This window comes from Sulfitobacter noctilucae, from assembly GCF_000622365.1.
GTDB lineage: Bacteria > Pseudomonadota > Alphaproteobacteria > Rhodobacterales > Rhodobacteraceae > Sulfitobacter > Sulfitobacter noctilucae.
In genome coordinates, this window is record NZ_JASC01000014.1 from 647,278 (window position 1) to 670,082 (window position 22,805).

Sequence of the window (22,805 nt, forward strand, 5' to 3'; positions counted from 1 at the left end):
CCCGTGCCGAAGTATCTTGCACCGCACGCAAAAGCGGAATGGAAGCGGATCATGCCGCAGCTGATCAGCCGCCAGATTATCACGCGGGCTGACCTTGCCGGGGTAGAAAATTACTGCGCGATGATCGGCACGATCCGGCAGATCGAAGAGGAACGTGCGGCGGCTGGCGGCGCGATCGATATAAAACTGTTCGGCGTTCTGAACCGTGCGACGCAAACAGCACGCCAGCTTGCCGCAGAATACGGCCTGACGCCGACAAGCCGCGCACGCATTGGTGCTGCTAACACTGACACCGATGACGATGACAATCCGCTTGCGGTGCGGTAATGCCTGCCACGGCGTATCCAGAGTGGATTTATGATGGGTCGGACATTCCTGATCCTTTGGGCTACGGCGAAAGGGCAGTCACGTTCCTGAAGCGCTTGCGCCACCCGAACGCATTCAACCCACAGGCTGCTAACGCAAACAGTCATCCGCGTGCTTTTCAAATCGCACCCTTTCAGGAACGTATCGTGCGGCGCATCTATGGGCCACGGGACGGCAATGGGCATCGCGTCGTGCAGAACGTCTTTCTGCTGGTGCCAAGGGGCAACCGAAAGACCAGCTTAGCCGCGGCTTTGGCCTTGCTGCACACGATCGGTCCTGAGCGCGTTCCGGCAGGGCAAGTGATCTTTGCCGCAGCCGATCGTGAACAGGCAGGCATCGGCTTTCGGGAAGCCGCAAATATCGTGCGGGAAGACAAGCGGCTGGTTGCGGCAACGAAAATCTACGACGCCTTCAACAGTGCGAAGCAAATCGTGATGAACGCCGACAAGGTGACCCTGCGTGCAATCAGCAGCGATGGCAGTGCTGCGCACGGCATGACGCCGACCTTCACCCTGATCGATGAAATCCATGCTTGGAAGGGGCGCGATCTATGGGAAGCGCTGCGCTCTGGAGCAGCCAAGGTTGATGACAGCTTGACTGTCATTGCGACGACCGCCGGTCGCGGTTCAGAGACCCTAGCCGCAGAGCAGTTCGCCTATGCTACGGCTGTTGCCAAAGGCGACGTGATCAATCCCGCGTATCTCCCCATTCTGTTCCACGCTGGACCAGATGATGACTGGCACGACGAAGCAGTCTGGCACAAAGCGAACCCCGGCTTGCAGCATGGTTTTCCATCATTGGCAGGCATGCGGACGTTGGCGAAAGAAGCTGAGCACCGGCCCTCAGATCGGGCGGCGTTCCTTCAGTTCAACCTGAATGTCTGGCAAGCCAACAGCCGTGATCCACTGTTCGAGATGGCAACGTATGACGCACGCCGGTTTGATGATGATGAGGCGGACTTAGAAGAGCTGCCTTGCTGGCTAGGCGTCGATATGGCCGTGAACGGCGACACTGCCTGTGTTGCAGCGGCATGGCTGCACGATGATGGGCAGATCACCTTGAAGCCATGGTTCTTTGTGCCAGGGGATGATCTAGAGGGCAGGGCCGACCGCGACGGCGTGCCATACGTGCAGTGGCGTGACGCTGCTCTGGTGACCGCTACACCGGGGCCAATTATCGATCCTTTCATCGTGGAGGATCACATACGCGAACTGAGCGCACGCCATGACGTGCAAGAGATCGCTTTCGATCCACATCTTGCCCGGGTGATGATGCAGCGCCTTTATGATGATGGTCTGTCGGTGGTCGAACTGCGGCAAGCGCCGCTCACAATGGGCGTTGCTGCTGGCGATCTAGAGCGGACCGTGAACGGTCATTTGATCCGCCATGACGGTCACGCAGTTCTACGCAATCACTTCGAAAATGTGGTGGTGTCGCGGAATGACACCACGGGCCTGATCCGCATGCACAAAGGCAAAAAGACCGATCGCATCGACGGCGCGATCGCAGCCGCGATGGCGGTGCACAGGGCTATCGCTGGTGAGACCAACAAATCCAAATACACCGGCGCTGACGCCGAAATTTTTACTTTCTGAGGAATAGAAACATGACAGAACTTCCCGGCCTAATCGTTCCATTAGAAGCACGCGTCGACAAGCTCGAAAGAGGGCTGCAACGGGCCAACCGCATGCAGCAGCGTTCGTCCGGCCAAATGGAACGGCGTGCAGAGGTTTCCGCAAAAAGGATGCAAGCCAGCTACGGGAAAGCAGGCAGTGCGATCGCTGCGAGCTTCAGCAAAATCGGTCCGGCACTTGTCGGTGGTTTGGCCGTTGGAGGGTTCGCGGCTTTGACCAGTAGCCTTGGCCGGATCGTGACAGAGACAGCTCAGATCGGAGATGAGGCAAAACGCGCCGGTGTTTCAGTTCGTGCGCTGCAAGAGTGGACCTATGTCGGTAAGCAAAACCGCATTGGCACAGATGCCATCGTGGATGGTCTGAAAGAGATGAATTTGCGTGCGGATGAATTCATTCTCACGTCGAAGGGGCCAGCGGCAGAAGCCTTCACCCGGTTGGGCTACGGCGCGAGTGAACTGAAAACCAAACTGAAAGACCCGTCCGAACTACTGTTGGAAATCATCGGCAGAATGGAAGCCTTGGACGATGCAGCGCGTATTCGCATCGCCGATGAACTTTTCGGCGGCAGTGCTGGCGAGCGCTTTGCCGAACTTGTTGCGGGTGGTGAGCAAGCGCTGCGCAGCACGATCAAGGCGGCAAATGACACTGGTGCCGTTCTGGACCGCGAGGTTATCGAAAAAGCAGCTGAGCTGGATCGTAAATTTGCAGCCCTGACCACCCGTGTAGATACATTTGTGAAGACAGTCGTGGTCGGCATTGCGTCTGCCGGCCCCAAACTTGAACGCGTCGGTTCATATCTCGACAACCTTTTCGATAATCCACGGCAGACGGGTTCCATCCTTGGCAGCGGTATCACCTCTGAGCTTTACGGAAATGCACGCGCTGTCGAAGAACACAGGCAGACGATCGAAGCACTGGCCAGCAGTTATGATGAGACAGCCTACATCGCAGATCGCACAGCAACACGGTTGGCGAATGTCGCACAGCAACTGCGTGCTATGGGCCAGACTGACGCAGCAAACGAGCTGGATCGTGCCGCAGCTGAAATGAGAAAGCTGACCGAAGAGTTCGACAACGGCGTAATTGGAGCGACAGAGTTTGAGGAACGCCTGACCGATGCCACAGGTGCGGCGCAAGACACCCTTGCAGAAGTGGCTGCGATCAATGGCAGTAAGTTCGACTATGTGATCAGTGGGCTTGGCCGTCTGGTCACCGCACTGGCGTCAGCGGCAACGAAAGCCCGTGAGCTGCGCAGCGCATTGCCGGGGGCCATGCCCGGTGGCGAAACCGAAACACTTGCCCCAATGGATCCCGGTCCAAGAACGCGCAACGGCCATAGAGCAGCGACACCGGGGCTGGCTACGGCTACATCTGCTCGCCCGACCCTGCCGAGCGTAGACGCCAGCTTTGGCACCCCAGAACCTAGTTCCGGTGGTGGTGGCAAGAGCGGTGCCAGTCGTCAAAATGACTTTGAACGCGAGCTGCAATCAATCGCTGAAGAAACAGCAGCCCTGAAGTTGGAAGCTGAAGCGCTGGCGCAGGTTACCGGTGCTCAATTGCGAAACGTGGATGCGATGGAACTGGCGCGAACCAAAGCTGAGCTGTTGGCAGCTGCGCGACGGTCTGGCCTTGCCGATACACCAGTTCTACGCGCTCAGATCGATACGATGGCCGATGCCTATATCGAAGCCAGCAGAGGTGCAGAGCTTGCGGCGGAAAAGATCAGCGAAGTGCAGGAGGCAAGTCGGAAAGGTGCGAGCTCCGTCGCAAGTGTTTTTGAGCAGATGGCAACTGGCGCACTCTCCGCAAAAGAAGCAGTCGGCAAATTGATAGTGGAAATGCTCAAGATGGAAATGCAAAAGCGGTTCATGGACATGGCCGCTGGCGCTTCCGGCAGTTGGCTTGGAACTATGCTGACCGTTTTAGGCGGCGGTTTTGCCGAAGGTGGATACACAGGGGCAGGTGGAAAGTTCCAGCCAGCCGGGGTGGTCCACAAGGGTGAATACGTCATGCCGCAGACCGTAGTGCAACGATTAGGGGTTGATCGACTCGCAGCGCTCCATAGCGCGGCCCTGAAAGGCTATTCTGGGGGCGGGCTGGTAGGAGGGCAGGCAGGCCTCCAGGGTGGCGCTCAGGGGCATTCTGAGGCGATGCCTTCTTTGGTGGTCAATGCGCCGGTAACGGTCAACGGTTCTGCCGGGACACCGGTCCAGAATGATGATCTGGCGCTGAAGATGGCGCGTAAACTAGAAGCGACTATGCGTGGCGTCGCTGTCGACGAAATGCGTCGTCAGATGCGCCCCGGCAATTTGCTCGGAAAGCAGTGACCAATCCTGCTTTTTGCTGGCCAGTGTTGCAATAATTCAAGTCTGTCGTATGGCGCAAAATTACGAAAGTAGGGCTGCTGCACTTGACCCATACGACTTCCGGTTGCAATATCAAAGAGTAATTAAAGCATTTTATTTGGGAGACGAGAATATGTGTATTCGCGTGCTTAGTATATTTGCGTTAGTTTTTAATGTGTTAGCTCTTTCGGCAAGCAAATCGATTGCTCATGATCTTAGCGCGTTCAGAGAGATAATCAGCGTAGAAGTGGACGGACGTGTCCAAGAAGTAACGGTTTCAGCGCAACCAATCGGACAAGGAATGCTTCGACTAGAGGCGAGATCAAGGTCGGGAAAAGTCGTCGTCGAAGTTCCTGAAAGCGATATAACTACTCAGCCATTTATCGTTGGCTTTATGGGCAGATACTGGAAGCAAGCTGTCTCGTTGGCGGGCAGTTTAGCAAAAATGTGTGGACTTGGCGGTGATGCCGGAGGCGCGACCGGCGACAACGGTGGCGACAGTAATGACAACAACAACACTAATAACAGTGACAGCGATAGCAGTAGTAGTAGCTCCAGCACTAGCGACGGACAAAGCGGAAATGGCAACGGAAGCTTTGATGGCAACAACTTTGATAGCGGTGGCGGCGACATAAACGTTAACTTGAATTTTAATTGTCAGTAATATTCAGGCTTTCTATTTCTCTTGGGCGACTTAGACTACTCGCGGCTTGTCCTGCTTCAGTTCAATGGTTGCGCAAAATAAAGCTACAATGGAATGAGAATATTTGGTGAGAAGAGAAGTGTCATCCTATTAGCTGCGATTTTGTTGGTATGTTTTCCCAATATACTTACGGACTATCGAGAGTTCGATACTGGTGCGGATTTTGGCTCTTTGACGTTCAAAAAGACCGGGATAAGTCACCTTCCTGTTGTAGATCTTGCGCATTACGGGTATAACCAGTATAGCTGATTAAAAGCAGGAGGCAACATGCCAGAATTAGTAAAACTTCCAAGTCAGCGCGTCGAACAATTGCGCCAGCTTTCTTCCAAGCTACAAATGCCGATCTCGGACTGCATCGGTCAGTTTATCGCTGAGCAGATAGAAAAAGGGAACCTTGATCCAGATGTGCCCGGTGTTCAGGTGTCTAAGTCAGCAAAAGAAGTTCGTTTTAAAACGCCTGATGTTGATCTTCGGTCGTCCAGAATACAATTTCTGGAAGACGCAGCGGCTTCAATTCGTGCTATAACGCGACCTTCTAAAAACAACCCTTTGATGCCGTTACCAGAAAACTTCGGTGTTACGCGGCGAGGAACGTCTGTCAAAATCCGAGATACTGAAACTGGATCAGAAACCACACTCGCTTTGAGCGTTGCCCTAGACGTAGCGGCTCAGTTGGAGCGCGCTTCAAAAAGTTGAATTCCAATCGGCCCGCCGCAGCAACGATGGGCCGATCTGATCTGAGGATTGGTGGTGGTGGTGTGATGAAGCGATACCAAAATACTGGAAAGCGACTAAGAAGTTGTCATGTGTCAGCCGATGCGTGCATTAAGGTCAATCATCCCGCATCGGATGCAAACACAGCCGGGCAAGATCCATTGGATTCAGTTGGAAAAGTTGCGGAGAGCAAAAGAGCGGAAGCCCAGCATTTCCGCTATGAAGCAAAGGCCCCACGGGCAACTTCTGAAAACGGTTGTCTAGTTGATACACCAACCAACCCCTCCATCGTCAACACCTCAACCCCTCCAACAACTCAATCCACACGCCTCACCACCCTCCTTCAGTCACCAGAAGTCCAAGCCTTCATCGCAAAGGCCAAAGCGCAGAACAAGCGTGAAGAAACCAGAGCCGCCAACCTGATTAGCCGCAAGTCCATCCCGACGACCAAATGGAAACGAGCTACGCCTGATGAAAAGTTCCGCTATGCCGGTCATTGGGCCGAACGTGCCGAAGGTAAAGCATTCAGCTTGAACCTATCGCCCACCACACAAGACAAGCTCCGTATCCATGACGACCCGCTAAGGGCCTTCTCAGACATTCTGAACCGCCAACTGAAAGCGTATGGACTGTTCGGCATTTCCTACGCTCTGACACTTGAAGACAGCAAGGCAGACAAGTTGCACGTTCATGGTTTCCTTGTCGCGCCACCAGACACAGACAAGGCCGTCAGGGCCGCTCTGAGGGCCGCTGGTGGTCATATCTCCGGCAGGGCAGGCAGTAGGCAGCTCACACTTAGGAACCTGTCTGACGGCGGTGGTTGGGCTTTCTATTGCGGCAAAGACAAAGAACGCACCAATGAAGAGCTGAAGGGCGTAGCGCGACCTTTCCTAAACAGATCGATGGTGCAGGCGGCGCGTGAGTTTTCCCTTTCGACAGACTGAGCGTCAAAGGCACTTCTTAAGCTGGACCATGTTCGGCGTTGTGAGAATGGCCTTGATGCTTTGGTAATTTTGTTGCATATATACAACACTCAGGCAGAGTGACGGCTCCGGGCGGGATCACCTTAGTAAGTTCAAAGTTCGGGGCCGTATCTCGTAAGTAAGTTCTGACTTATTTATATAAAACAATGACTTAAGTAGAATTCGAACTTGCTTGAATGAGCAGGCTAGGGCTAACTGCATCGTGCACCAAAGGGGGAACGCGCATGGCACTTGGCCAAGACAAATCAATTTACCTGCCTGACCATACCTACAATCAGCTCAAGGAGAGGCTGGTCCACCTCATTGGGGATCAGTCTGAGGGTTGCGGCACAGACGCTGCAACAGAGGTTGTGGCTGCCCTAGGTGAGATCGCCGATATCTGGCCTGAATTGATCCGTAGTGAGAATTAGCTTGCAAACCGTCATCGTCAATGTTACGTTGACGATGACGGGAGGGCTGCAAATGGCTAAGACTTCAACTGAAAGAATGCAGGCTAAGAAAGAACGCGAAGAAGCTGCACGCAGGGCAGCTGAAGACTCAACCTATCCATACTTAAAGGAGACGTTCTCGGAATTTCTCAAACATGAAGGTAACTATTCCAGCGTCGAGATTGCGCTCGGTCTAGCCGGTATAGAAGCCCCCTTAATAGAAGATGAGATGGGGCCGGAGAACTTTGCTTTGGAGGACGTCATCGCTGGCGTTGATGATCCGTTTCCCGGCGCAAAAGGTGCCATCGGAAGAGCGGAAATCATGATCGATTGTTTCATAGATGCAGCGATGGAACTCGCCAATGTCGTTCAAAATTACAAGCGACAAGAGATCGAAGCCCGCCTTGCCGAACTTGAAAATTCCGAAAAAGCTGACCGAGCTACTGCTATGAAGGAAGCAGTGAAGCTCACCAAGATATTAGACCAGCTGGACAAGCAGGTCAGACGATCTTTCCCACAGTGGAAGGTAACGGGCATCTAAGCCCAAAGTGCGGCTGATCTGGTGATCAAATTCTGACACTCGACACCGGATCAAGCCGCTTTAGCAACGTCTCAAAAGAGGAGAGACATTATGATTAAGAATATCACCAATGACAGAAGTGATGCAAGATTTTTGGATGAAAACATGACACTTGCCGCATTTAAGTCGTATGTGTGTGCTACCAGTATGACCGAAAAGGTTCGCCCATCACTCGTGCTGCATGCGCCATATACGACGGTTGAGTATTTCAACTCTCCATTCGGTTTGATTGTGTTTGCTCATCATGACACGTTTGAAGGGCAGGTGGATGGGATTCATCCGGCAGCGCTCAGCGAAAACATCGTAAGTCCTCGAAACATCGTTAAACCGCTTACAGGAAACGCGGCAAACAAGATGGCGTATAATGTTCATTACATGACGCGCCGCTCTCAGGGAGCACTAGTGCTGAAGGCATTCGGACGGATGGTCCACAGCGGTGACGATGAGGCACCTAGCTTTGGCACTAGCAAATCTTTTCTGCTCGAAGTCTACAATTTGGAGATGGGGCCGATCATAGGTGCCATCGAAAGCGAAGAGCGGGTTTGCGTCATTCGACCTGAGGATTTGCAGCGAAAAAACCTGCGGCACGAGGTGGCAGCATGAAACAGGTATCCATCACCCGCGGCGGCACGACCTACAGCGGCACATACATAGTCAAAGGAAAGATGCTCTATGTGACCTATGCGGGGCAGACAAAGGCTACTCAAGTCGGCGGCATGAAAGGCAATGAGTCTGTGCTGGCCAGGACTATCCTTGCAGAGATGATCGGCTCATAGCGAGCAAACGGCGCGTTGAATGACAATGAGCTGAGCCCGCCGGATAACTTCCGGCGGGCTTCCTACGCCGACCGTGGAAACTCTGGTCCAAGCGCACGCTCAATACGCCAGCTAAGATTACCCTCGGCCCCACACCGCTTACACTTCATATCAGCCTGAACATGTATCAGCTTTCTCATCTCGTGATACCGGGCGAACAAGACGTGAGGCGCTACGTTGCTGATCCAGTGGCAGGCGGGGCAGGTGACTATGAGAACGTCACGAGCGGTCAGGTCAGCAATCCTGACTTCGAACTTTAGACCAAGGATAACAGGTTGGTAGGGCATACACCTGTCATTGCATATGTTCACTCTTCGTTCCATCGCTTCATCGCGTGGTTGAGGTAGAACTTGCGTCTTTCTGTCATCAAGGTTTCGCCCACTTGTCGCCCAATATCGCGTGCATGCTCAAATCGCTCGCCGAAACCTGCCACTGAGAAACAGAATGAGAAAATTGCGACCAACAAAACTTCGTTCGCCCGATCGATTGTAAAGTGCCTGTCGGGCTACCTTCTATAAGGGCGAAGACCCAAACCCGATTCCGGAGTGCTTTTGTCTGCATAGTCATCGCCATAATCGTATACAGTTTGGCCTAGAAACGGTCCATTCTAAAGTCGGTTACATGGTTACAAAATGACCCGTAACCCATTGATATATAATATCGCGATTAGGGTTCGAGTCCCTTCACCCGCACCAAACACCCTTCCCGAACGGGCGGGTGGTCTTTGACAAGCACAGACAAGCGCGGTTTGTGTTGCTGTGCACGGGCATCGGCTCCGTTAGATCGAGGCTTCTGCGCTGGCCACTGGCCGCTTTATCGCGCCACAACGGCCCTTTGACAATTTAGCTTGAATTGAAGCGTTCCGCGGTGGGATCGCCATGCAGAAAATGCATGACAACTATGCTAAACTGTAGGTTCTAAATGCCACCCGACAGGCCTATCTGCCGATTATAGAAACGCTAGTTCGAAGGAGCAGCACAATGTCAAAGTTCTCTAAAGACGTCTTCGGGATCGCATCTTTCGTCGCGATCACTGCTGTTCTTATTGGCCTGCATTCATGGATGTTTGTCCTGTAATTAACAGCGCCTGGCGTAGGCAGACTTGCTTTTGCGTCCCCTGCGCCAGATCAATGTCACGAAACCTCTAAACGTCAAAGGGCACCCTCATCGAAGGGTGCCCTTTGCGTTTGGAGCCTTCGAGCTTATCTGCCCAACAGCAACTCAGGCAGCCACATCGAAAGTTCTGGAATGAAAGTGGTCAGCATCAATGTGGGCAACCATGCAAAGATGATGAACACCAGTGTAGGCCACAGCATCCGCGAAACCGGCACGTCGCAAATCTGTGCGCCCAGATAGAGCAGGGGCGCGGTGGGCGGCGTGATGTTTGCCATCCCCAGATTGACACCGATCACGGCGGCAAAGTGGATTGGATCCATCCCTGTGCTCTGCGCGATGGGCAGCAAGATCGGCGTCGCGAGCAGCAGACCCGAAATGTCATCCATCAACATCCCGATCAGGATCATCACAACATTGACCATTAACAAGATTATAATCGGGTTCTCTGACACCGAATAGACCATCTGTTTGGCCAATTGCGGCGCACCCTGCGCGATCAGGTTGTCGGAAACGATCAGCACCATAAAGATCATCACCAGAACCACGCCGATGGTCACACCCGACGATCCGATGGTCTGGGCCAGTGTTTTCCATGTCAGCCCTTTGTAGAAGTAGATCGCGATCGGAATAGCATAGACCACGGCGATCCCCGCGGCTTCGGTGGGGGTCATGATGCCGCCATAGATGCCGCCCAGAATGATCAGGGGCATCATCAGGGCAGGGCCCGCCAGCCGTCCCTGGTGGGCAATGGCAGGTAGGAAGGGCGAGGGGCGTTCCTTGAGCTGGATGTCGGTCACCTTGCGCAGCTGGAACTGGTTTACGATGATTAAAAGTGTGATCAGGATGATCGCAGGGACCACAGTGGACAAAAAGCATTTCAACACGTTTTGCTGTGCGACCCAGCCATAGAGAATGTGCGACGCAGAGGGGGGGATCAGCAGGCCCAGCGGGCTGGCTGACACGATCAATGCCGCCGACAGGCCCGTAGGGTAATTGGCCCGCTTGAGGTGCGGCATCATGATGCCACCGATACAGGTCAGCGTGGCATTGGCACTGCCCGAGATCGAGCCGAAGATACCACAGGCCAGCACACCGGCGGCACTTAGGCCCCCTTTGATGTGCCCGATGAACATCTCGGCCAAAGCGACGAGGGGGGCAGCGATCCGGCCCTTCTCCATGATGCCACCGGCGATCATGAACAAAGGCACCGCCAGCAGCACCAGCGAACGGATGCCGGTGGCCCCTGTCGGCAGATAGCCCGAGATCGACTGATCCCCGACCAAAGCGATAAAGATCAGAACCGATCCGAACGCCACATAGACGCTGACGCCCAGTAGCAGCATCACACATACGATAAGAAGACTTCCGGTAATGATCATTGCGCTGCACCTTTCGCGGTCTCGGACTTAAGCGGATATCCCAGCCCCCGGCGGATGTGGACGTACATGTAGGCTGCGGTGAACATGGCCATCAGGCCAAAGGCCACCATGATCGCGATGCGCCAGGATACGAAGGGAATGCGCAGCACTGTTGTGGCGCGCAGGCGTGGAAAGGAGAAGTCATCCAGCAGGGAAACATAGCAGGCGTAGACCAAAAACAATGTCACGAATACTTCGACAGCAAGGACCACAAAGGTGCGCCACCAGATCAGACGGGGGTTTTCAATCATCATGCCAAGGATATCGGCGCTGATGTGCAACTGGCGCTCAGAGGCCAGCACAGCACCGGCGAAAAAGCCGACGATGCTGATGGCAAGCAGCCATTCCTCATACGCGAACAGATCGCCACCAAAGCCATAGCGGATCACAACGACAGCGCCAAAAGTGAAAGCCATCAGAAACCCGGAAAAGATCACGATGCCCTGCATCACGATCAAAATGGCCTTCATCGGCAGGCCGATAAAGACCGGCAATTCGTCTGTTATTCTGATCCTGTGGCCATCAATTTCGCCACCGGCACCCGTTGGCAATTCGTCAATTGTGTTCGACATGCCGTTCGCCCCCTGTTGGTCTTGTTTTTAACGCATACTAAAAAGGGCCGGCATTTCTGCCGGCCCTCGGGTTGTGGTGGTTTAGTTCATCGCGCCCTTCAGGCGGTCGATGATGTCCTGGCCTACGCTGTCAGCCATCATTGGCCAAATCTCTTCGCGCACCTTTGACGCCATCGCGGCCTGATCTTCTTCGTTCAGGCTGAGGATGGTATAGCCGCTGTCCAGGAGACGCTGCGCGTAGGCATCATCGTTCTCGCGGTTGTAGGCAAAGAAATCATCGGAAGCTTTTGTCATCGCGGCCTGCAAGACTTCGACCTGCTCGTCGGTCAGCTTGTCCAGGGTGCGCTGGGAGGCGTAAAAGCTCGTCAGTTCGGAAATCGCGTTATACTCGACAAAGTGCGTGCCCACGTCGGACTGCGCAAAGATTGTGTAAGTCGCGGTCTTTGTGCAGCAGATCGCGCCGTCAACAATGCCGGACTGGATCGCCGGGAAGATATCGCCCCATGCCATTGTAGTGGCCTTGAAACCAATCATTTCCATCATGGACTTCACGATTGTTGAAGACCACACACGGATGTTCATGCTTTTGTCGTCAAAAGTATTCCAGTTTGTCGGCTCTTTCGTGGCAACAACACCTACGAACCCTTCGGGGTTCTGCGCCATGACGCGCACGCCATACTCGTCGGTGATTTCCTGAAGGATCGTGTTATATTCGGACCCCATGTCACGCATGATGGTGTTCATGTCGTCCCATCCGCTGACAAGGAAAGGCATGGACAGGAATTCAAGACGGGGATCGGTGTCGGCATAGATGAACGCCGCCGCCAGATCGATGTTGCCGCGCGCGACATCTTCAAACAGCGCTTCGCCCGAGCCGAGCTGGTTGGCAGGGAAGAGTTCGATCGTTAGACCAACGTCTGCCGCGGCGACCTCATCGGCGACCTGCTGCATGGTGATGGTGCCCTGATGGTCAATCGGGAAAACCCCGGCAAAGCGCAACGTCGTCTCTTGCGCAAAAGCGGCAGTCGACATAAGTGCACTGACGGCGCTGACGGATAGAATTTTTGTAATTTTAGCGAAACTCATTGAGTTTTCTCCCTGTTATAAGGTGTCGGCTAGCTATGGATGTACGCTGACAGCCAGCATCATCCGAGGCATCCCAAAAGGCTAGGCAATTAACCTGGTCATAGCAAATTGATTTAAAGACATTGCATTGAAATAAGGGTTTTCACCTTAAATACCGTGTTTGACTGACAGATATTCCCGCAACGAAGCCCTTTGTCGGAGAATATGCAGAGGGCCCGCCTTTTTCAGCAGTGGAAAGCCTTACTCGTCACAGGTTTGTTTCAAGTGCATCGTTCTCAACGATTCCTTGCCGGATTTATCCTGTGCAGCACGCTGAACGCGCCAGAACTCTCGCTTGACCAACCGATGCGAATTGCCCGCGGCTCTCTTTGACGCCGCGCGTTAATGCGCCAGTCCCACTTTCGCGGCAAAGGCCGCAAGGGAGGTATCGAGGATGCCCAGTATCTCGCCAATCTGTTCCTCGGTCACGATCATCGGCGGGCAGATCAAGAAGTGGTCCCCCTCAATCCCTCCTCGGGTGCGGCGCGAATAGGTGATCAGGTTGTTGTCATAACAGATGTCCACAAACCGCTCGTAGGCGTTCATGGATTTGGGAAGGGGTGCCATCGTCTCGCGGTCCGTGACCATCTCGAACGCGGTCAGCAACCCTTTGCCGCGCACATCCCCGATGAAGGCATAACGCGCCATCAGGTCGGTCAGTCCCTGCATCAACACTTCGCCCATCGCGGCGGCGTTTGCCATTAAATCAAGGCGGTCAATCTCTTGCAGCACCGCAAGCCCGGCGGCACAGGCCAGTGGATTGCCGGCATAGGTGTGACCATGGGCAAAGCCCCCGGCATCCAGCACCGTGTCGACCATCCCGTCATCCGCGATCATCGCGCCCAGCGGCGCATAGCCCGCGCCGAAGCCCTTGGACAGCGCTACCAAATCGGGCCGCACGCCCCAGTGATCGCTGGCGAGGAACGCCCCCGTGCGCCCCACGCCCGACATAACTTCATCCATAATCAATAAGACGCCGAATTCATCACATATCTCCCGGACGCGGGTGTAATAGCTATCGGGGGCCACCAGAGCCCCGGTCGAGGCGCCACCCACCGGCTCCATCGCGAAGGCCAGCACGCTTTCGGGTCCTTGCGCGATGATCTCGTCGCGCAGTATCTCGGCGTATTTCAGGCCGCGGTCGTGGTCAGACAGGTTATCGCAATCCAGATAGCAGGTCGGCGCGGGTATCTTGGGCATCTCGGTCAGCAGCGGCGTGAATGCATCTGTCAGCGGCCCGTAGCCGGTGATGGCCAGCGCCCCCAATGTTGACCCGTGATAGGAGGGAAAACGCGAGATCACCTTCCACCGGCTGGCCTGGCCTGCGGCGACCGCCCATTGCCGGGCAAACTTTACACAAGACTCCACCGCCTCTGACCCACCCGAAACAAAGAATACGCGGTTCAGGCCGTCGGGCATCCGGTCCGCGATCGCGCTGGCCAGATCTTCGGCAGCGGCGTTTTCAAAGTGCAGGCGGTAGGCGAATGTCGCGCTGTCCATCTGGCGCTTCATCGCGGCAAGCACGTTCCGGTTGGAATGTCCGATATTGCTGACCATCGCACCAGAGGAGCCGTCGATATAACGGTCTCCGGTGTTCGCCCAGATATAGATGCCCTCGGCCCGGTCGACTTCGGGGCGGCGTTGACGGCTTTGGTAGAAGAGGTTGGACTTTTTCACAAAGGGCTTTCTGCAAAGAGACACGTCAATGACACAGCGATGCGAGAGGAAAAGCAACCCTGCACCCAAGAAAATTCCCACGCCCTTGCGCAAATAACCGCAAGACTTGCCTGCCAGCATCTGCACCATCAGCGCAGTTGACATGGCAACCGGCAAAGGGTTCTTTGCGCCCGTTACGGCAGGGGAGAACAGCGATGACAGTCTTGATCAACGGCGGCGGTATTGCGGGGCTGGCACTGGCGTTGACCTGCCACCAGATCGGGGTGCCGTTCAAAGTGTTCGAGGCGACGCCCGAGATCAAGCCGATGGGCGTTGGCATCAACGTGCAACCCACCGCTGTGCGTGAGTTGTTCGATCTGGGGCTAGAAGACAAACTGTCGGCCATCGGCGTGCGCACCCGTGAATACGGACTTTATTCCAAACACGGGCTGCACATCTGGACCGAAGCGCGCGGCACCGATGCAGGCTATGACTGGCCGCAGTTCTCGGTCCATCGCGGCAAGCTGCTGATCATGCTGTATGAGACATTGCTGGAACGCGCAGGCCCCGATTGCATTGAGACAGGCTGGCGGGCCACTGGGTTCAGCAATGTAGAGGGTGGTGCGGTGCTGCACTTGCAAGGGCAGGACGGCGAGACCCGCGAAGAAGCCGGCAGCGTGATCATTGCTGCAGATGGCATCCATTCCGCCATTCGCGCGCAGATGGCCCCGGATGAAGGGCCAGCAAAATGGGGTGGCAACATCCTGTGGCGCGGTACTGCGCTGGGCAAGCCCTACAAAAGTGGCGCCTCGATGGTGCTGATCGGCTATACCGGTTTGCGCTTTGTGTCCTATCCCATTTCCGAAGCGGACCCAGAAACGGGGCTGGCAACGATCAACTGGATCGCCAATCTGAAATTTGCCGATGGGGCCGACTTCAGCAAGGAAGACTGGAACCGGCAGGCCAACCTGGATGATTTCCTGCCGCAGTTCGAACATTTCAACCTCGACTGGATCGACATTCCGGGCCTGATCGAAGCATCGGACGAAGTGCTTGAATATCCAATGGTAGACCGCGATCCACTGCCGCGCTGGACCGACGGGCGTGTTACGCTGATGGGCGACGCGGCGCATCCGGCCTATCCCGTTGGATCGAACGGGGCAGGCTCCGCTATTCTTGATGCACGGCGTCTGGGGGCAGCGTTTCTCAGCCACGGGCTGACGCAGGTCGCACTTGAAGCTTATGAGGCGGATATGCGCCCCGTGACAAATGCGGTCACGCTGATGAACCGCGTGGCCGGGCCGGATACAATTCTGGACGTGGTCGAGGCGCGCAGCGGCGGCAAGTTCGAACACATCAACGATGTGATCCCGCAGGCCGAACTGGCCGCTCATGCGGACAAGTACAAATCCACCGCAGGCACCAGCGTTGCAGACACCAACGCACGGCCCCGCACAATTCCCGAAGGCGCGCGTTTCGCAGGCTAGCCCAGCACCGCGAGCCAGAACCAGACTGTCAGGATCGACGAGGCCGTGGCGATCAACACGACCGAGGCCGCGACGCGTTTGGCGCGGCCGTACATATTGGCGAAGATATAGGCGTTGAAACCCGGTGCCATCGCCGCCGTCAACACGCCCGCGCGGAACAGGTCCTGCTCAAGATTGAATGCGGTGCCAAGGCTCCATGTGATGGCCGGGTGCAACAACAGGACGATGAGACAGACCATGGCGATGGTTTTCATGTCCCCTTCGGGCCGGTATTGAAACAAAACGCCCCCAAGAGCGAAGAGCGCGGCGGGCAAGGCCGCCCGCACAATGAGCGACACCGCATCATCCACGACGCCGGGCAAGGCGACGCCGGACAAGTTCACTGCGAACCCCGCGAGAATGCCCAGCACCAATGCGTTGCGGAACATGGCTTGACCCACGGAGCGGATCAGCGTCAGCCCCGACTGGCCGCGATTGCGCACAAACTCCATGGTGGTGATGCCCAGCCCGTAGCAAAAGGGTGAGTGGAACGCGATGATCGCATAATTGCCGGTGAGCGAATCCGCCCCATAGGCCCGCTCCGCGATGGGCAGGCCGAGCAGGACCGAGTTGGAAAAGAGACAGCAGAAACCGATGGCGACGCAATCCTCCCAGTCTCGTTTGAAAATCACCCGCGCTCCGACGATCCCCAGCGCAAAACAGGTCGCGGCACCTGCGTAAAAGCTGATCAGCAGACGCGGGTTGAAGGACGCGCCGATGTCGATATGGGCGATGGCCTGAAACAGCAGGCAGGGCACGGCAAAGTTCTGGGCAAAGCGCAGCACCCCGTCGATGCCCGCCACTGGAAAAAACCCGCGCCAGACCGCGACATAACCAAAGCCGATAACCAAAAAGACGGGCAGGATGACGTCCAGAAGAGTTTGCAATTGCTGGCCTCGCGTCTGGGCCGGTCGGACGGCTCTTTGGTATTTCTAAAAGGGTGAATTCAGGGCAGATCGAACCGCAGTACCATACCGTCAAAGGCGGGTTTGATATGATCAGGTGTCTCTGCGGCGACGGTAGCGTAGTCCAGATCATTGTGCATGTTGGTCAGCACTGCTGTCTCGGGTGCCATGTCGGCAATCCAGTCGAGGGTCTGGGCCAGATGGCTGTGGGTGGGATGCGGATCGCGGCGCAGCGCGTCGACAATCCAGCAGCGCAGGCCGCGCAGATGTACCCAGATGTTATCCGGTATCGTCACCACATCGGGCAGATAGGCCACGTCGTTGACGCGGAATCCCAACGCGTCCATGCCGCCGTGCTTTACCAGAAAGGGTGTGAAGGTCAGGGTGCCGCCGGGGCCGTCGATTTCAACGTCGCCGTCGATATCGTTCAGATCCAGGATGGGCGGATACATGGAGCCTTTGGGTTGGATGAAGGCGTAGCCGAACCGTTCCAGCAGCGCTTCCTTGGTAGGGGCATCGGCCCATACGGGCAGGCGGGCGCGCATGTTGATTACGATCATGCGCAGATCGTCGATCCCGTGCACATGATCGGCATGGGAATGGGTATAGAGTACCGCATCCAACCGTCCGACATCTGCATCCAACAACTGGCTGCGCATGTCGGGCGAGGTGTCAATCAGGACAGAGGTGGTGCCTTCGTCCGTCACCCGTTCCACCAGCGCTGAACAGCGGCGGCGGCGGTTCTTTGGCTCGGTCGGATCGCAGGCCCCCCAATGGCCCCCCAATCGCGGCACACCGCCGGAAGAGCCGCAGCCCAATATTGTGATGCGCATTTCGGCCATCACGCAGCGGCCTTGTACTGAGCAGCCTTGGTAAAGAGCCGGTCGAAATTTGCCTGTGTCTGGGCTGCGAAATCGGCGTAGTCCAAGCCAAAGGTTTCCGCTGCACGCCCTGCTGTATGGGCCACATAAGCAGGCTCGTTGCGTTTGCCGCGGTAGGGCGGGGGTGCCAGATAGGGCGCGTCGGTCTCGACCAGAATACGGTCCAGCGGGGCCGCGGCGAAGATATCGCGTAACTCCTGTGATTTTGGGAATGCGGTGATGCCCGACATGCTGAGATAAAAACCCAGATCGAGAGCAGCGTGTGCCAGTGCAGGCGAGGAGGAAAAGCAATGCATGACGCAGGAATAGGCCCCGTTGCGGTATTCTTCGGTCAGAATGCGCGCCATGTCATCATCTGCGTCGCGGGCATGGATGATCAGCGGCAGTCCGGTTTCCCGCGCGGCTGCGATATGGATGCGCAAGGAGGTTTGCTGCACCTCTGCGCTTTCGGCGGTATAGTGATAGTCCAGCCCGGTCTCGCCAATGCCGACCATCTTGGGGTGGTTTGTCACCGCTACCAGTTCGTCCACAGTCACCATCGGCTCTGACGCCACGGACATCGGGTGGGTGCCTGCGGCGAAAAACACCGGCGCATGGGCTTCGGCAATGGCTTGCACGTCCGGCAGGCTTTTCAGCTTGGTGCAGATCGTGACCATGCGCGTCACCCCCGCATCGACGGCACGTGCGACGACTTCGGGAAGGTAATCCGCGAAATCGGGGAAATCGAGGTGGCAGTGGCTATCGGTGATCTGGATTGTCTCGGTCATGCCTGCCTGCGTTTGATCATGGGGCGCTCTATCTCGGAGCGCAGTTACCTATCTTTTGCAGGGTATCTAGGACCAGTGCGGCAGGGTCAAGGTTGACCGCCATCCCGTGTTGCGCGCGTACAGATACCTCTTGCGCCAATGCTGCCCAGCTCCGGCCCTGTGCGGCATCGGGCGACAGGCGGGTCATCAGGGCAGCTTCACCCTCTGCCGCCTCGATTTCCGGCGGGGAGCCGGTGGCCCCTGTACGGGCAAGGCGGCTTAGCAGCAGATCAATCAGCGTGAACAGCAGGATGAGCTTTTCCTCGGCCCCGCGCTGGGCGGCGGCTTCGGCCAGTTTGAGGGTGCGGGCGCGGTCCATGCGCGGCAGGCCCGACATGAGGCCGATCAATTCGGCATAGATCTGCAAACCGCCCATCAGCGATAGCCGCAAGGCACCCCCGACCGATCCCCCCGAAAGCGCCGCAAGGGCAGCAGGATTACCGTCGAAGGCGACGCCGGAAGCGCCGAGTGCTTCGGCCATCAGATCAGGTGGCAGCGGGTGCAGCCGGAGCGTCCGGCACCGCGAGCGGATCGTGGGCAGCAGGCTGGAGGGTTGGTGACTGAGCAGCAACAGCGTGGCCCGCGCGGGTGGCTCTTCGAGCATCTTCAGCAAAGCATTGGCGGCATTGGGGTTCATCTCGTCCGCATCGTCGATGATGACCACACGTCGTCCGCCATCCGCAGATGACATCTGGAAAAAGCCGTTCAACGCGCGAATGTCATCCACCACGATTTGCTTACGCATCCGCTTGGTGTCGGGATTGACCGAACGCGTCACGGATTTCAGCGCCCCTTCACCACCCGAGGCAATGCGCCGGGCGACAGGATGGTCGGGCGCAATATCCAGTGTATCCGGCGCGGGTGCGGCAAACATTCCGCCGTCATTCTCGGGCGTGGCCAGCAGAAACTTTGCGATCCGCCAGGCCAGGGTGGCTTTGCCTACACCACGCGGCCCGGTCAGCAGCCAAGCGTGATGCAGTTTGCCAGCGTTGAAGGCGTCCAGAAAGGCCGCTTCCGCCATGCCTTGACCGATCAGCCGGGGCGTGTCGCGGGGATGCTGGGCACCATCAAGTCGGTCTGGCTGGGGGGCGTCATCGCTCATGGGCGGGGTTTAACATGTTTGGGGGAGGAAGGAAGGTCGCTTAGGCCGGCAGACGGGCGGCAACGCTGGCCTGCACATCTGTGGCGACAGTCTCAATCGGGCGGGTACCGTCAATCACGGTGATACGGGTCGGGAATTCCCGCGCCAAAGTGAGGAACCCGTCCCGCATCGCGCGTTGCAGGTCTTCGCCAAAATCCTCGAACCGCTCTTCGGCAGTCTGACGGGACAAAGCGCGCGAAAGCCCCTGTTGTGGGTCCATGTCGATAAGCAGTGTCAGATCGGGTTCCACCCCGATCATCAGCGCATGCAGATCATCCACAACACCACGCAGATCACCGCGGGACAGCCCTTGGTACATGCGCGTGGAGTCGGCAAAACGATCGCAGATAACTACTTTTCCCGCTTCTAGCGCCGGACGGATTGTGCGCTCCAAATGGTCGCGCCTGGCAGCGGTGAAAAGCAGGATTTCCGTCTCGGCAGACCAGCGGTCTGGATCGCCTTGCAAGACCAGAGCGCGGATTTCCTCGGCACCGGGGGAGCCGCCGGGCTCGCGGGTCAGCACGACATCATGGCCTTTGGACGTCAGGTGTTCCGCCAGCAACCGCGCTTGCGTTGATTTGCCTGATCCGTCGATGCCTTCAAAGCTGATGAACAACCCTGTACTCATGACCGCGGACAGGCGCTCACGAGGCCTCCTGTGGCCCTGCATTCAAGCGGGCAAACAGGTGTTTGGCGGCTGCTGCAAGTTTAACCATGAACCCGCCGGGCTGCACGCTGTCACTGGCCACCAGTGGCACGCGTACCTCGGGCAAGCCATCGCGGGTCAAGATCAGTTCGGCCATTTCATCGCCCTTTGTGATGGGCGCGCGAAACGGGCCATTGTACACAATTTCGCCCTCAAGCCCGCCACTGGCGCTGATCGGGGCAAGCACCGACAGGTCTTCGGCCAACTCCAACCCCACGCTGATCGCACTGCCCATGGCCACCGGTGCCTCGGCCAGTTGCGTGCCTGCACTTCCAAGAGACTGCTGGCTGAATTGGCGGAAGGCCCAGTTCACGATCGATTCAGATTCCAACGCCCGTGCCGAGGTGCTGTCGAGACCGGAGATCACAAAAATGACCCGGCGGTCGCCCTGTTTGGCACTGCCGACCAACCCATATCCCGCCTCTTGCGTGTGGCCGGTCTTGAGCCCATCCGCGCCAATGTCGAGAGTCAGGAGCGGGTTGCGGTTGAACCGGTTCGCGCTTTCGTTCTCGTCAAAAAGAAACTCGCGTTCGGCGAACATCGGATAGAACTGCGGGAAGTCGGTGATCAGCAAATTGGCCAGAAGCCCGAGATCGCGCATCGACATGCGGTGGCCGGGTTTGGGCCAGCCGTTTGAGTTCATGAAGGTCGAATTGGTCATGCCCAACTGTTGGGCGCGCATCGTCATGTCGCGGGCAAAGCGGCCCTCGGTACCCGAAAGCGCCTCTGCGATCACCACGCAGGCGTCATTGCCCGAGAGCACGATGATGCCGCGAATGAGATCTTCGACAGATACCCGTTCGCCTTCTTGCAGGAACATGGTCGAGCCGCCGTAGCGTGCGGCCTCAGCTGAGACAGGCAACTCCTGATCCAGCTCCAACCGTCCCTTCGCCACAGCCTCGAACGCCATATAAAGCGTCATCAGCTTGGACATGGAGGCGGGTGGCAAGGGCTCGTCCGCATTCTTGGCCAACAGCACGGTCCCGGTGGTCTGGTCCATGACATAAGCAGCAGTCGCCTTGGATTCAAAGGCGGCAGCGGGCAGGGTGGTAAGGATCAGCGCCAGACTGGCAGCAAAATGGCGGATCATATAAGAGGCTCCGTTCAGGGTCAGTTGGTCACGGCGTAGGCGTCAGAGAAACCCTCGGCCTTGATGGCTTTGATCAAGCTGTTCAACTCGGACTTGTTGGTGGCCGGGCCGACGACGACGCGCCAGAAGGCTTTGCCGTTGATTTCGGATTGTTTGACTGTGGGCACCATGCCGGCACTGCGCATCTGTTTGGCAACACGTTCGGCGTTGGCTTCGATGCTGAAGATGCCTAGTTGCACATAGGGCTTGGCCAGGTTCGATGCAGGCCGTGCAGGGGTAGGCTGCGGCGCGGCGGCCACAGGCGTGGCAGGGGCGGTCTCGATCGCGGCACCGGCGGCGGCGATGGGGTCAAGCGATGTTTCGGTCACATCCGCAGGTGCCGCAATGGTTTCGCCCGGGTCGGTTGTTTCTTCCGCTGGCTCCGGCGCTTCTTCCCGGCGCAGAGCGGTGACGTTCAGCGGGGCAGGGGCACCGGCAAGAATTTCGAGGGCCGCAGCCGCATCCGATGAGATCTGCAGCTTTGGCCCGGGCAGGTCACGTTCCTTGCGGAACAGCGCACCGATTACGAACTTACCATTGGCCTCGTTGCGGATGATCACCCGCTCGGGGTCGCTGACATCCGGATGCGCAACCCAGACACCGCCCAGGGAAGGGCGACCGTCCCATAGGCCCTGATCGGTTGCAGAAAACACTTCGGGTGCTTCAACATCGCGCTCGACCAGCCGGGTCGATTTGGTGCTGCCCGCTGTGGATGCGACCGACTTTGCACCGGGCATCTGCAAATTGAATTTGCTGTTCTCATCACAGGCTGCAAGCAGACCAAAGGCCAAAGCCCCAACTGCGACAAGCCGCAGGCGCGGCAAAACATGGCGGTTTCTGTCCGAGGGCCTGCGTGTCATTGCGTCGTCCTTGCCTGTGGGCCTGTTCGGCCTCATTTCGCCGTGGATCACGGCATACTTACGGACCCCTTGCCGGGGTTCTTGTGCGCACAGTAACCTGCATCTGCCTACCTGAAAAGACCGCTGGCACAAGATCGGCAAAATTCCACCCTGATCCCCGTGCGTTGCCATAGGTGATTTCGGGGTTTGCCGAATCAATAACAGCCCATTAGGAGGGTCCGTGCTGCGGAGGTTTGGCAGAGTGGTCGAATGCACCGGTCTTGAAAACCGGCGGGCGTGAGAGCGTCCCCAGGGTTCGAATCCCTGAGCCTCCGCCAGCATACCTGTAAATTGTTGTATCAGTCCGTAACCGGCGTGCTTTCCTGAGGTAGCAGCCGGTTGTTTGGCTGGCGTTTAG

21 protein-coding genes and 1 tRNA gene are annotated in these 22,805 nt (G+C 56.9%); 11 read left to right on the plus strand and 11 right to left on the minus strand.

Annotated elements, in window-relative coordinates; all coding sequences use genetic code 11:
* Window positions 1-3: 3 nt before the first annotated feature.
* The 9 genes from Z945_RS0113260 (at window position 4) to Z945_RS20625 (ending at window position 8,529) form a co-directional block, all read left to right on the plus strand.
* Window positions 4-327 (plus strand): phage terminase small subunit P27 family, encoded by a 324-nt coding sequence (locus Z945_RS0113260; RefSeq protein WP_241434507.1) that lies wholly within the window; start codon window positions 4-6, stop codon window positions 325-327.
* Window positions 327-1,961: a terminase large subunit gene (locus Z945_RS0113265; protein ID WP_025052597.1), complete on the plus strand. Its 1,635-nt coding sequence runs from the start codon at window positions 327-329 to the stop codon at window positions 1,959-1,961. Before Z945_RS0113260 ends, Z945_RS0113265 begins: the two co-directional genes overlap by 1 nt.
* An 11-nt stretch (window positions 1,962-1,972) precedes the next feature.
* Window positions 1,973-4,327, plus strand: a complete 2,355-nt coding sequence (locus Z945_RS0113270) for a phage tail tape measure protein (RefSeq protein ID WP_025052598.1) — start codon at window positions 1,973-1,975, stop codon at window positions 4,325-4,327.
* 49 nt (window positions 4,328-4,376) lie between these two features.
* A complete protein-coding gene (locus Z945_RS0113275) occupies window positions 4,377-5,009 on the plus strand; it encodes a hypothetical protein (RefSeq protein WP_025052599.1) in 633 nt (210 codons plus the stop codon).
* Window positions 5,010-5,315: 306 nt separating this feature from the next.
* The gene (locus tag Z945_RS20510) at window positions 5,316-5,744 is read left to right on the plus strand and encodes a hypothetical protein (RefSeq protein ID WP_152541124.1); all 429 of its coding nucleotides are present in this window, start codon (window positions 5,316-5,318) and stop codon (window positions 5,742-5,744) included.
* A gap of 110 nt (window positions 5,745-5,854) precedes the next feature.
* Entirely contained in the window at window positions 5,855-6,706 is an 852-nt protein-coding gene (locus Z945_RS0113285) for a hypothetical protein (RefSeq protein WP_152541125.1), read from the plus strand.
* Window positions 6,707-7,156: 450 nt separating this feature from the next.
* Window positions 7,157-7,714, plus strand: coding sequence for a hypothetical protein (locus tag Z945_RS0113295; protein ID WP_152541126.1), 558 nt, complete (start codon window positions 7,157-7,159; stop codon window positions 7,712-7,714).
* A gap of 90 nt (window positions 7,715-7,804) precedes the next feature.
* Complete coding sequence (locus Z945_RS0113300) at window positions 7,805-8,356, plus strand: hypothetical protein (protein ID WP_025052603.1); 552 nt, start codon at window positions 7,805-7,807, stop codon at window positions 8,354-8,356.
* Complete coding sequence (locus Z945_RS20625) at window positions 8,353-8,529, plus strand: hypothetical protein (protein ID WP_161634097.1); 177 nt, start codon at window positions 8,353-8,355, stop codon at window positions 8,527-8,529. The genes Z945_RS0113300 and Z945_RS20625 overlap by 4 nt, the downstream gene beginning before the upstream one ends.
* Window positions 8,530-9,769: 1,240 nt before the next feature.
* Here the strand turns inward: Z945_RS20625 and Z945_RS0113320 are convergent.
* The 4 genes from Z945_RS0113320 to Z945_RS0113335 form a co-directional block, all read right to left on the minus strand.
* On the minus strand, window positions 9,770-11,062 hold the full coding sequence (locus tag Z945_RS0113320; RefSeq protein WP_025052605.1) for a TRAP transporter large permease: 1,293 nt from the start codon (window positions 11,060-11,062) through the stop codon (window positions 9,770-9,772).
* Window positions 11,059-11,673 (minus strand): TRAP transporter small permease, encoded by a 615-nt coding sequence (locus Z945_RS0113325; protein ID WP_025052606.1) that lies wholly within the window; start codon window positions 11,671-11,673, stop codon window positions 11,059-11,061. Before Z945_RS0113325 ends, Z945_RS0113320 begins: the two co-directional genes overlap by 4 nt.
* A gap of 81 nt (window positions 11,674-11,754) precedes the next feature.
* Complete coding sequence (gene dctP / locus Z945_RS0113330; protein ID WP_025052607.1) at window positions 11,755-12,759, minus strand: TRAP transporter substrate-binding protein DctP; 1,005 nt, start codon at window positions 12,757-12,759, stop codon at window positions 11,755-11,757.
* Between the two features lie 381 nt (window positions 12,760-13,140).
* Entirely contained in the window at window positions 13,141-14,619 is a 1,479-nt protein-coding gene (locus tag Z945_RS0113335) for an aminotransferase family protein (protein ID WP_025052608.1), read from the minus strand.
* Window positions 14,620-14,669: 50 nt separating this feature from the next.
* Here Z945_RS0113335 and Z945_RS0113340 point away from each other — a divergent pair, with 50 nt between their 5' ends.
* Complete coding sequence (locus Z945_RS0113340) at window positions 14,670-15,941, plus strand: flavin-dependent oxidoreductase (protein ID WP_025052609.1); 1,272 nt, start codon at window positions 14,670-14,672, stop codon at window positions 15,939-15,941.
* Here Z945_RS0113340 and Z945_RS0113345 read toward each other — a convergent pair.
* The 7 genes from Z945_RS0113345 to Z945_RS0113375 are packed head-to-tail and all read right to left on the minus strand — an operon-like array spanning window position 15,938 to window position 22,408.
* Window positions 15,938-16,867 (minus strand): AEC family transporter, encoded by a 930-nt coding sequence (locus Z945_RS0113345; RefSeq protein ID WP_025052610.1) that lies wholly within the window; start codon window positions 16,865-16,867, stop codon window positions 15,938-15,940. The genes Z945_RS0113340 and Z945_RS0113345 overlap by 4 nt on opposite strands.
* Window positions 16,868-16,926: 59 nt before the next feature.
* Entirely contained in the window at window positions 16,927-17,727 is an 801-nt protein-coding gene (locus tag Z945_RS0113350; protein WP_025052611.1) for an MBL fold metallo-hydrolase, read from the minus strand.
* Complete coding sequence (locus Z945_RS0113355; RefSeq protein ID WP_025052612.1) at window positions 17,727-18,533, minus strand: TatD family hydrolase; 807 nt, start codon at window positions 18,531-18,533, stop codon at window positions 17,727-17,729. Before Z945_RS0113355 ends, Z945_RS0113350 begins: the two co-directional genes overlap by 1 nt.
* 28 nt (window positions 18,534-18,561) lie before the next feature.
* Window positions 18,562-19,674 (minus strand): DNA polymerase III subunit delta', encoded by a 1,113-nt coding sequence (locus Z945_RS0113360; protein ID WP_025052613.1) that lies wholly within the window; start codon window positions 19,672-19,674, stop codon window positions 18,562-18,564.
* 40 nt (window positions 19,675-19,714) lie between these two features.
* Window positions 19,715-20,341: a dTMP kinase gene (gene tmk, locus Z945_RS0113365; RefSeq protein WP_025052614.1), complete on the minus strand. Its 627-nt coding sequence runs from the start codon at window positions 20,339-20,341 to the stop codon at window positions 19,715-19,717.
* A gap of 16 nt (window positions 20,342-20,357) precedes the next feature.
* Window positions 20,358-21,509, minus strand: a complete 1,152-nt coding sequence (locus Z945_RS0113370) for a D-alanyl-D-alanine carboxypeptidase family protein (protein ID WP_025052615.1) — start codon at window positions 21,507-21,509, stop codon at window positions 20,358-20,360.
* Between the two features lie 20 nt (window positions 21,510-21,529).
* Window positions 21,530-22,408, minus strand: coding sequence for an SPOR domain-containing protein (locus Z945_RS0113375; protein WP_025052616.1), 879 nt, complete (start codon window positions 22,406-22,408; stop codon window positions 21,530-21,532).
* A 227-nt stretch (window positions 22,409-22,635) separates the two neighbouring features.
* Here Z945_RS0113375 and Z945_RS0113380 point away from each other — a divergent pair.
* Window positions 22,636-22,725: transfer RNA gene (locus Z945_RS0113380), tRNA-Ser, on the plus strand.
* Window positions 22,726-22,805 lie beyond the last annotated feature (80 nt).

Excerpts from the sequence above, each read along its gene's own strand:
- Z945_RS0113265 (WP_025052597.1), top strand. The coding sequence starts at position 327 with ATGCCTGCCACGGCGTATCCAGAGTGGATTTATGATGGGTCGGACATT.
- Z945_RS0113270 (WP_025052598.1), top strand. The coding sequence starts at position 1,973 with ATGACAGAACTTCCCGGCCTAATCGTTCCATTAGAAGCACGCGTCGAC.
- Z945_RS0113275 (WP_025052599.1), top strand. The coding sequence starts at position 4,377 with ATGGCGCAAAATTACGAAAGTAGGGCTGCTGCACTTGACCCATACGAC.
- Z945_RS20510 (WP_152541124.1), top strand. The coding sequence starts at position 5,316 with ATGCCAGAATTAGTAAAACTTCCAAGTCAGCGCGTCGAACAATTGCGC.
- Z945_RS0113300 (WP_025052603.1), top strand. The coding sequence starts at position 7,805 with ATGATTAAGAATATCACCAATGACAGAAGTGATGCAAGATTTTTGGAT.
- Z945_RS20625 (WP_161634097.1), top strand. The coding sequence starts at position 8,353 with ATGAAACAGGTATCCATCACCCGCGGCGGCACGACCTACAGCGGCACA.
- Z945_RS0113320 (WP_025052605.1), bottom strand. The coding sequence starts at position 11,062 with ATGATCATTACCGGAAGTCTTCTTATCGTATGTGTGATGCTGCTACTG.
- Z945_RS0113325 (WP_025052606.1), bottom strand. The coding sequence starts at position 11,673 with ATGTCGAACACAATTGACGAATTGCCAACGGGTGCCGGTGGCGAAATT.
- dctP (WP_025052607.1), bottom strand. The coding sequence starts at position 12,759 with ATGAGTTTCGCTAAAATTACAAAAATTCTATCCGTCAGCGCCGTCAGT.
- Z945_RS0113335 (WP_025052608.1), bottom strand. The coding sequence starts at position 14,619 with ATGTCAACTGCGCTGATGGTGCAGATGCTGGCAGGCAAGTCTTGCGGT.
- Z945_RS0113340 (WP_025052609.1), top strand. The coding sequence starts at position 14,670 with ATGACAGTCTTGATCAACGGCGGCGGTATTGCGGGGCTGGCACTGGCG.
- Z945_RS0113350 (WP_025052611.1), bottom strand. The coding sequence starts at position 17,727 with ATGGCCGAAATGCGCATCACAATATTGGGCTGCGGCTCTTCCGGCGGT.
- Z945_RS0113355 (WP_025052612.1), bottom strand. The coding sequence starts at position 18,533 with ATGACCGAGACAATCCAGATCACCGATAGCCACTGCCACCTCGATTTC.
- Z945_RS0113360 (WP_025052613.1), bottom strand. The coding sequence starts at position 19,674 with ATGAGCGATGACGCCCCCCAGCCAGACCGACTTGATGGTGCCCAGCAT.
- tmk (WP_025052614.1), bottom strand. The coding sequence starts at position 20,341 with ATGAGTACAGGGTTGTTCATCAGCTTTGAAGGCATCGACGGATCAGGC.
- Z945_RS0113370 (WP_025052615.1), bottom strand. The coding sequence starts at position 21,509 with ATGATCCGCCATTTTGCTGCCAGTCTGGCGCTGATCCTTACCACCCTG.
- Z945_RS0113375 (WP_025052616.1), bottom strand. The coding sequence starts at position 22,408 with ATGACACGCAGGCCCTCGGACAGAAACCGCCATGTTTTGCCGCGCCTG.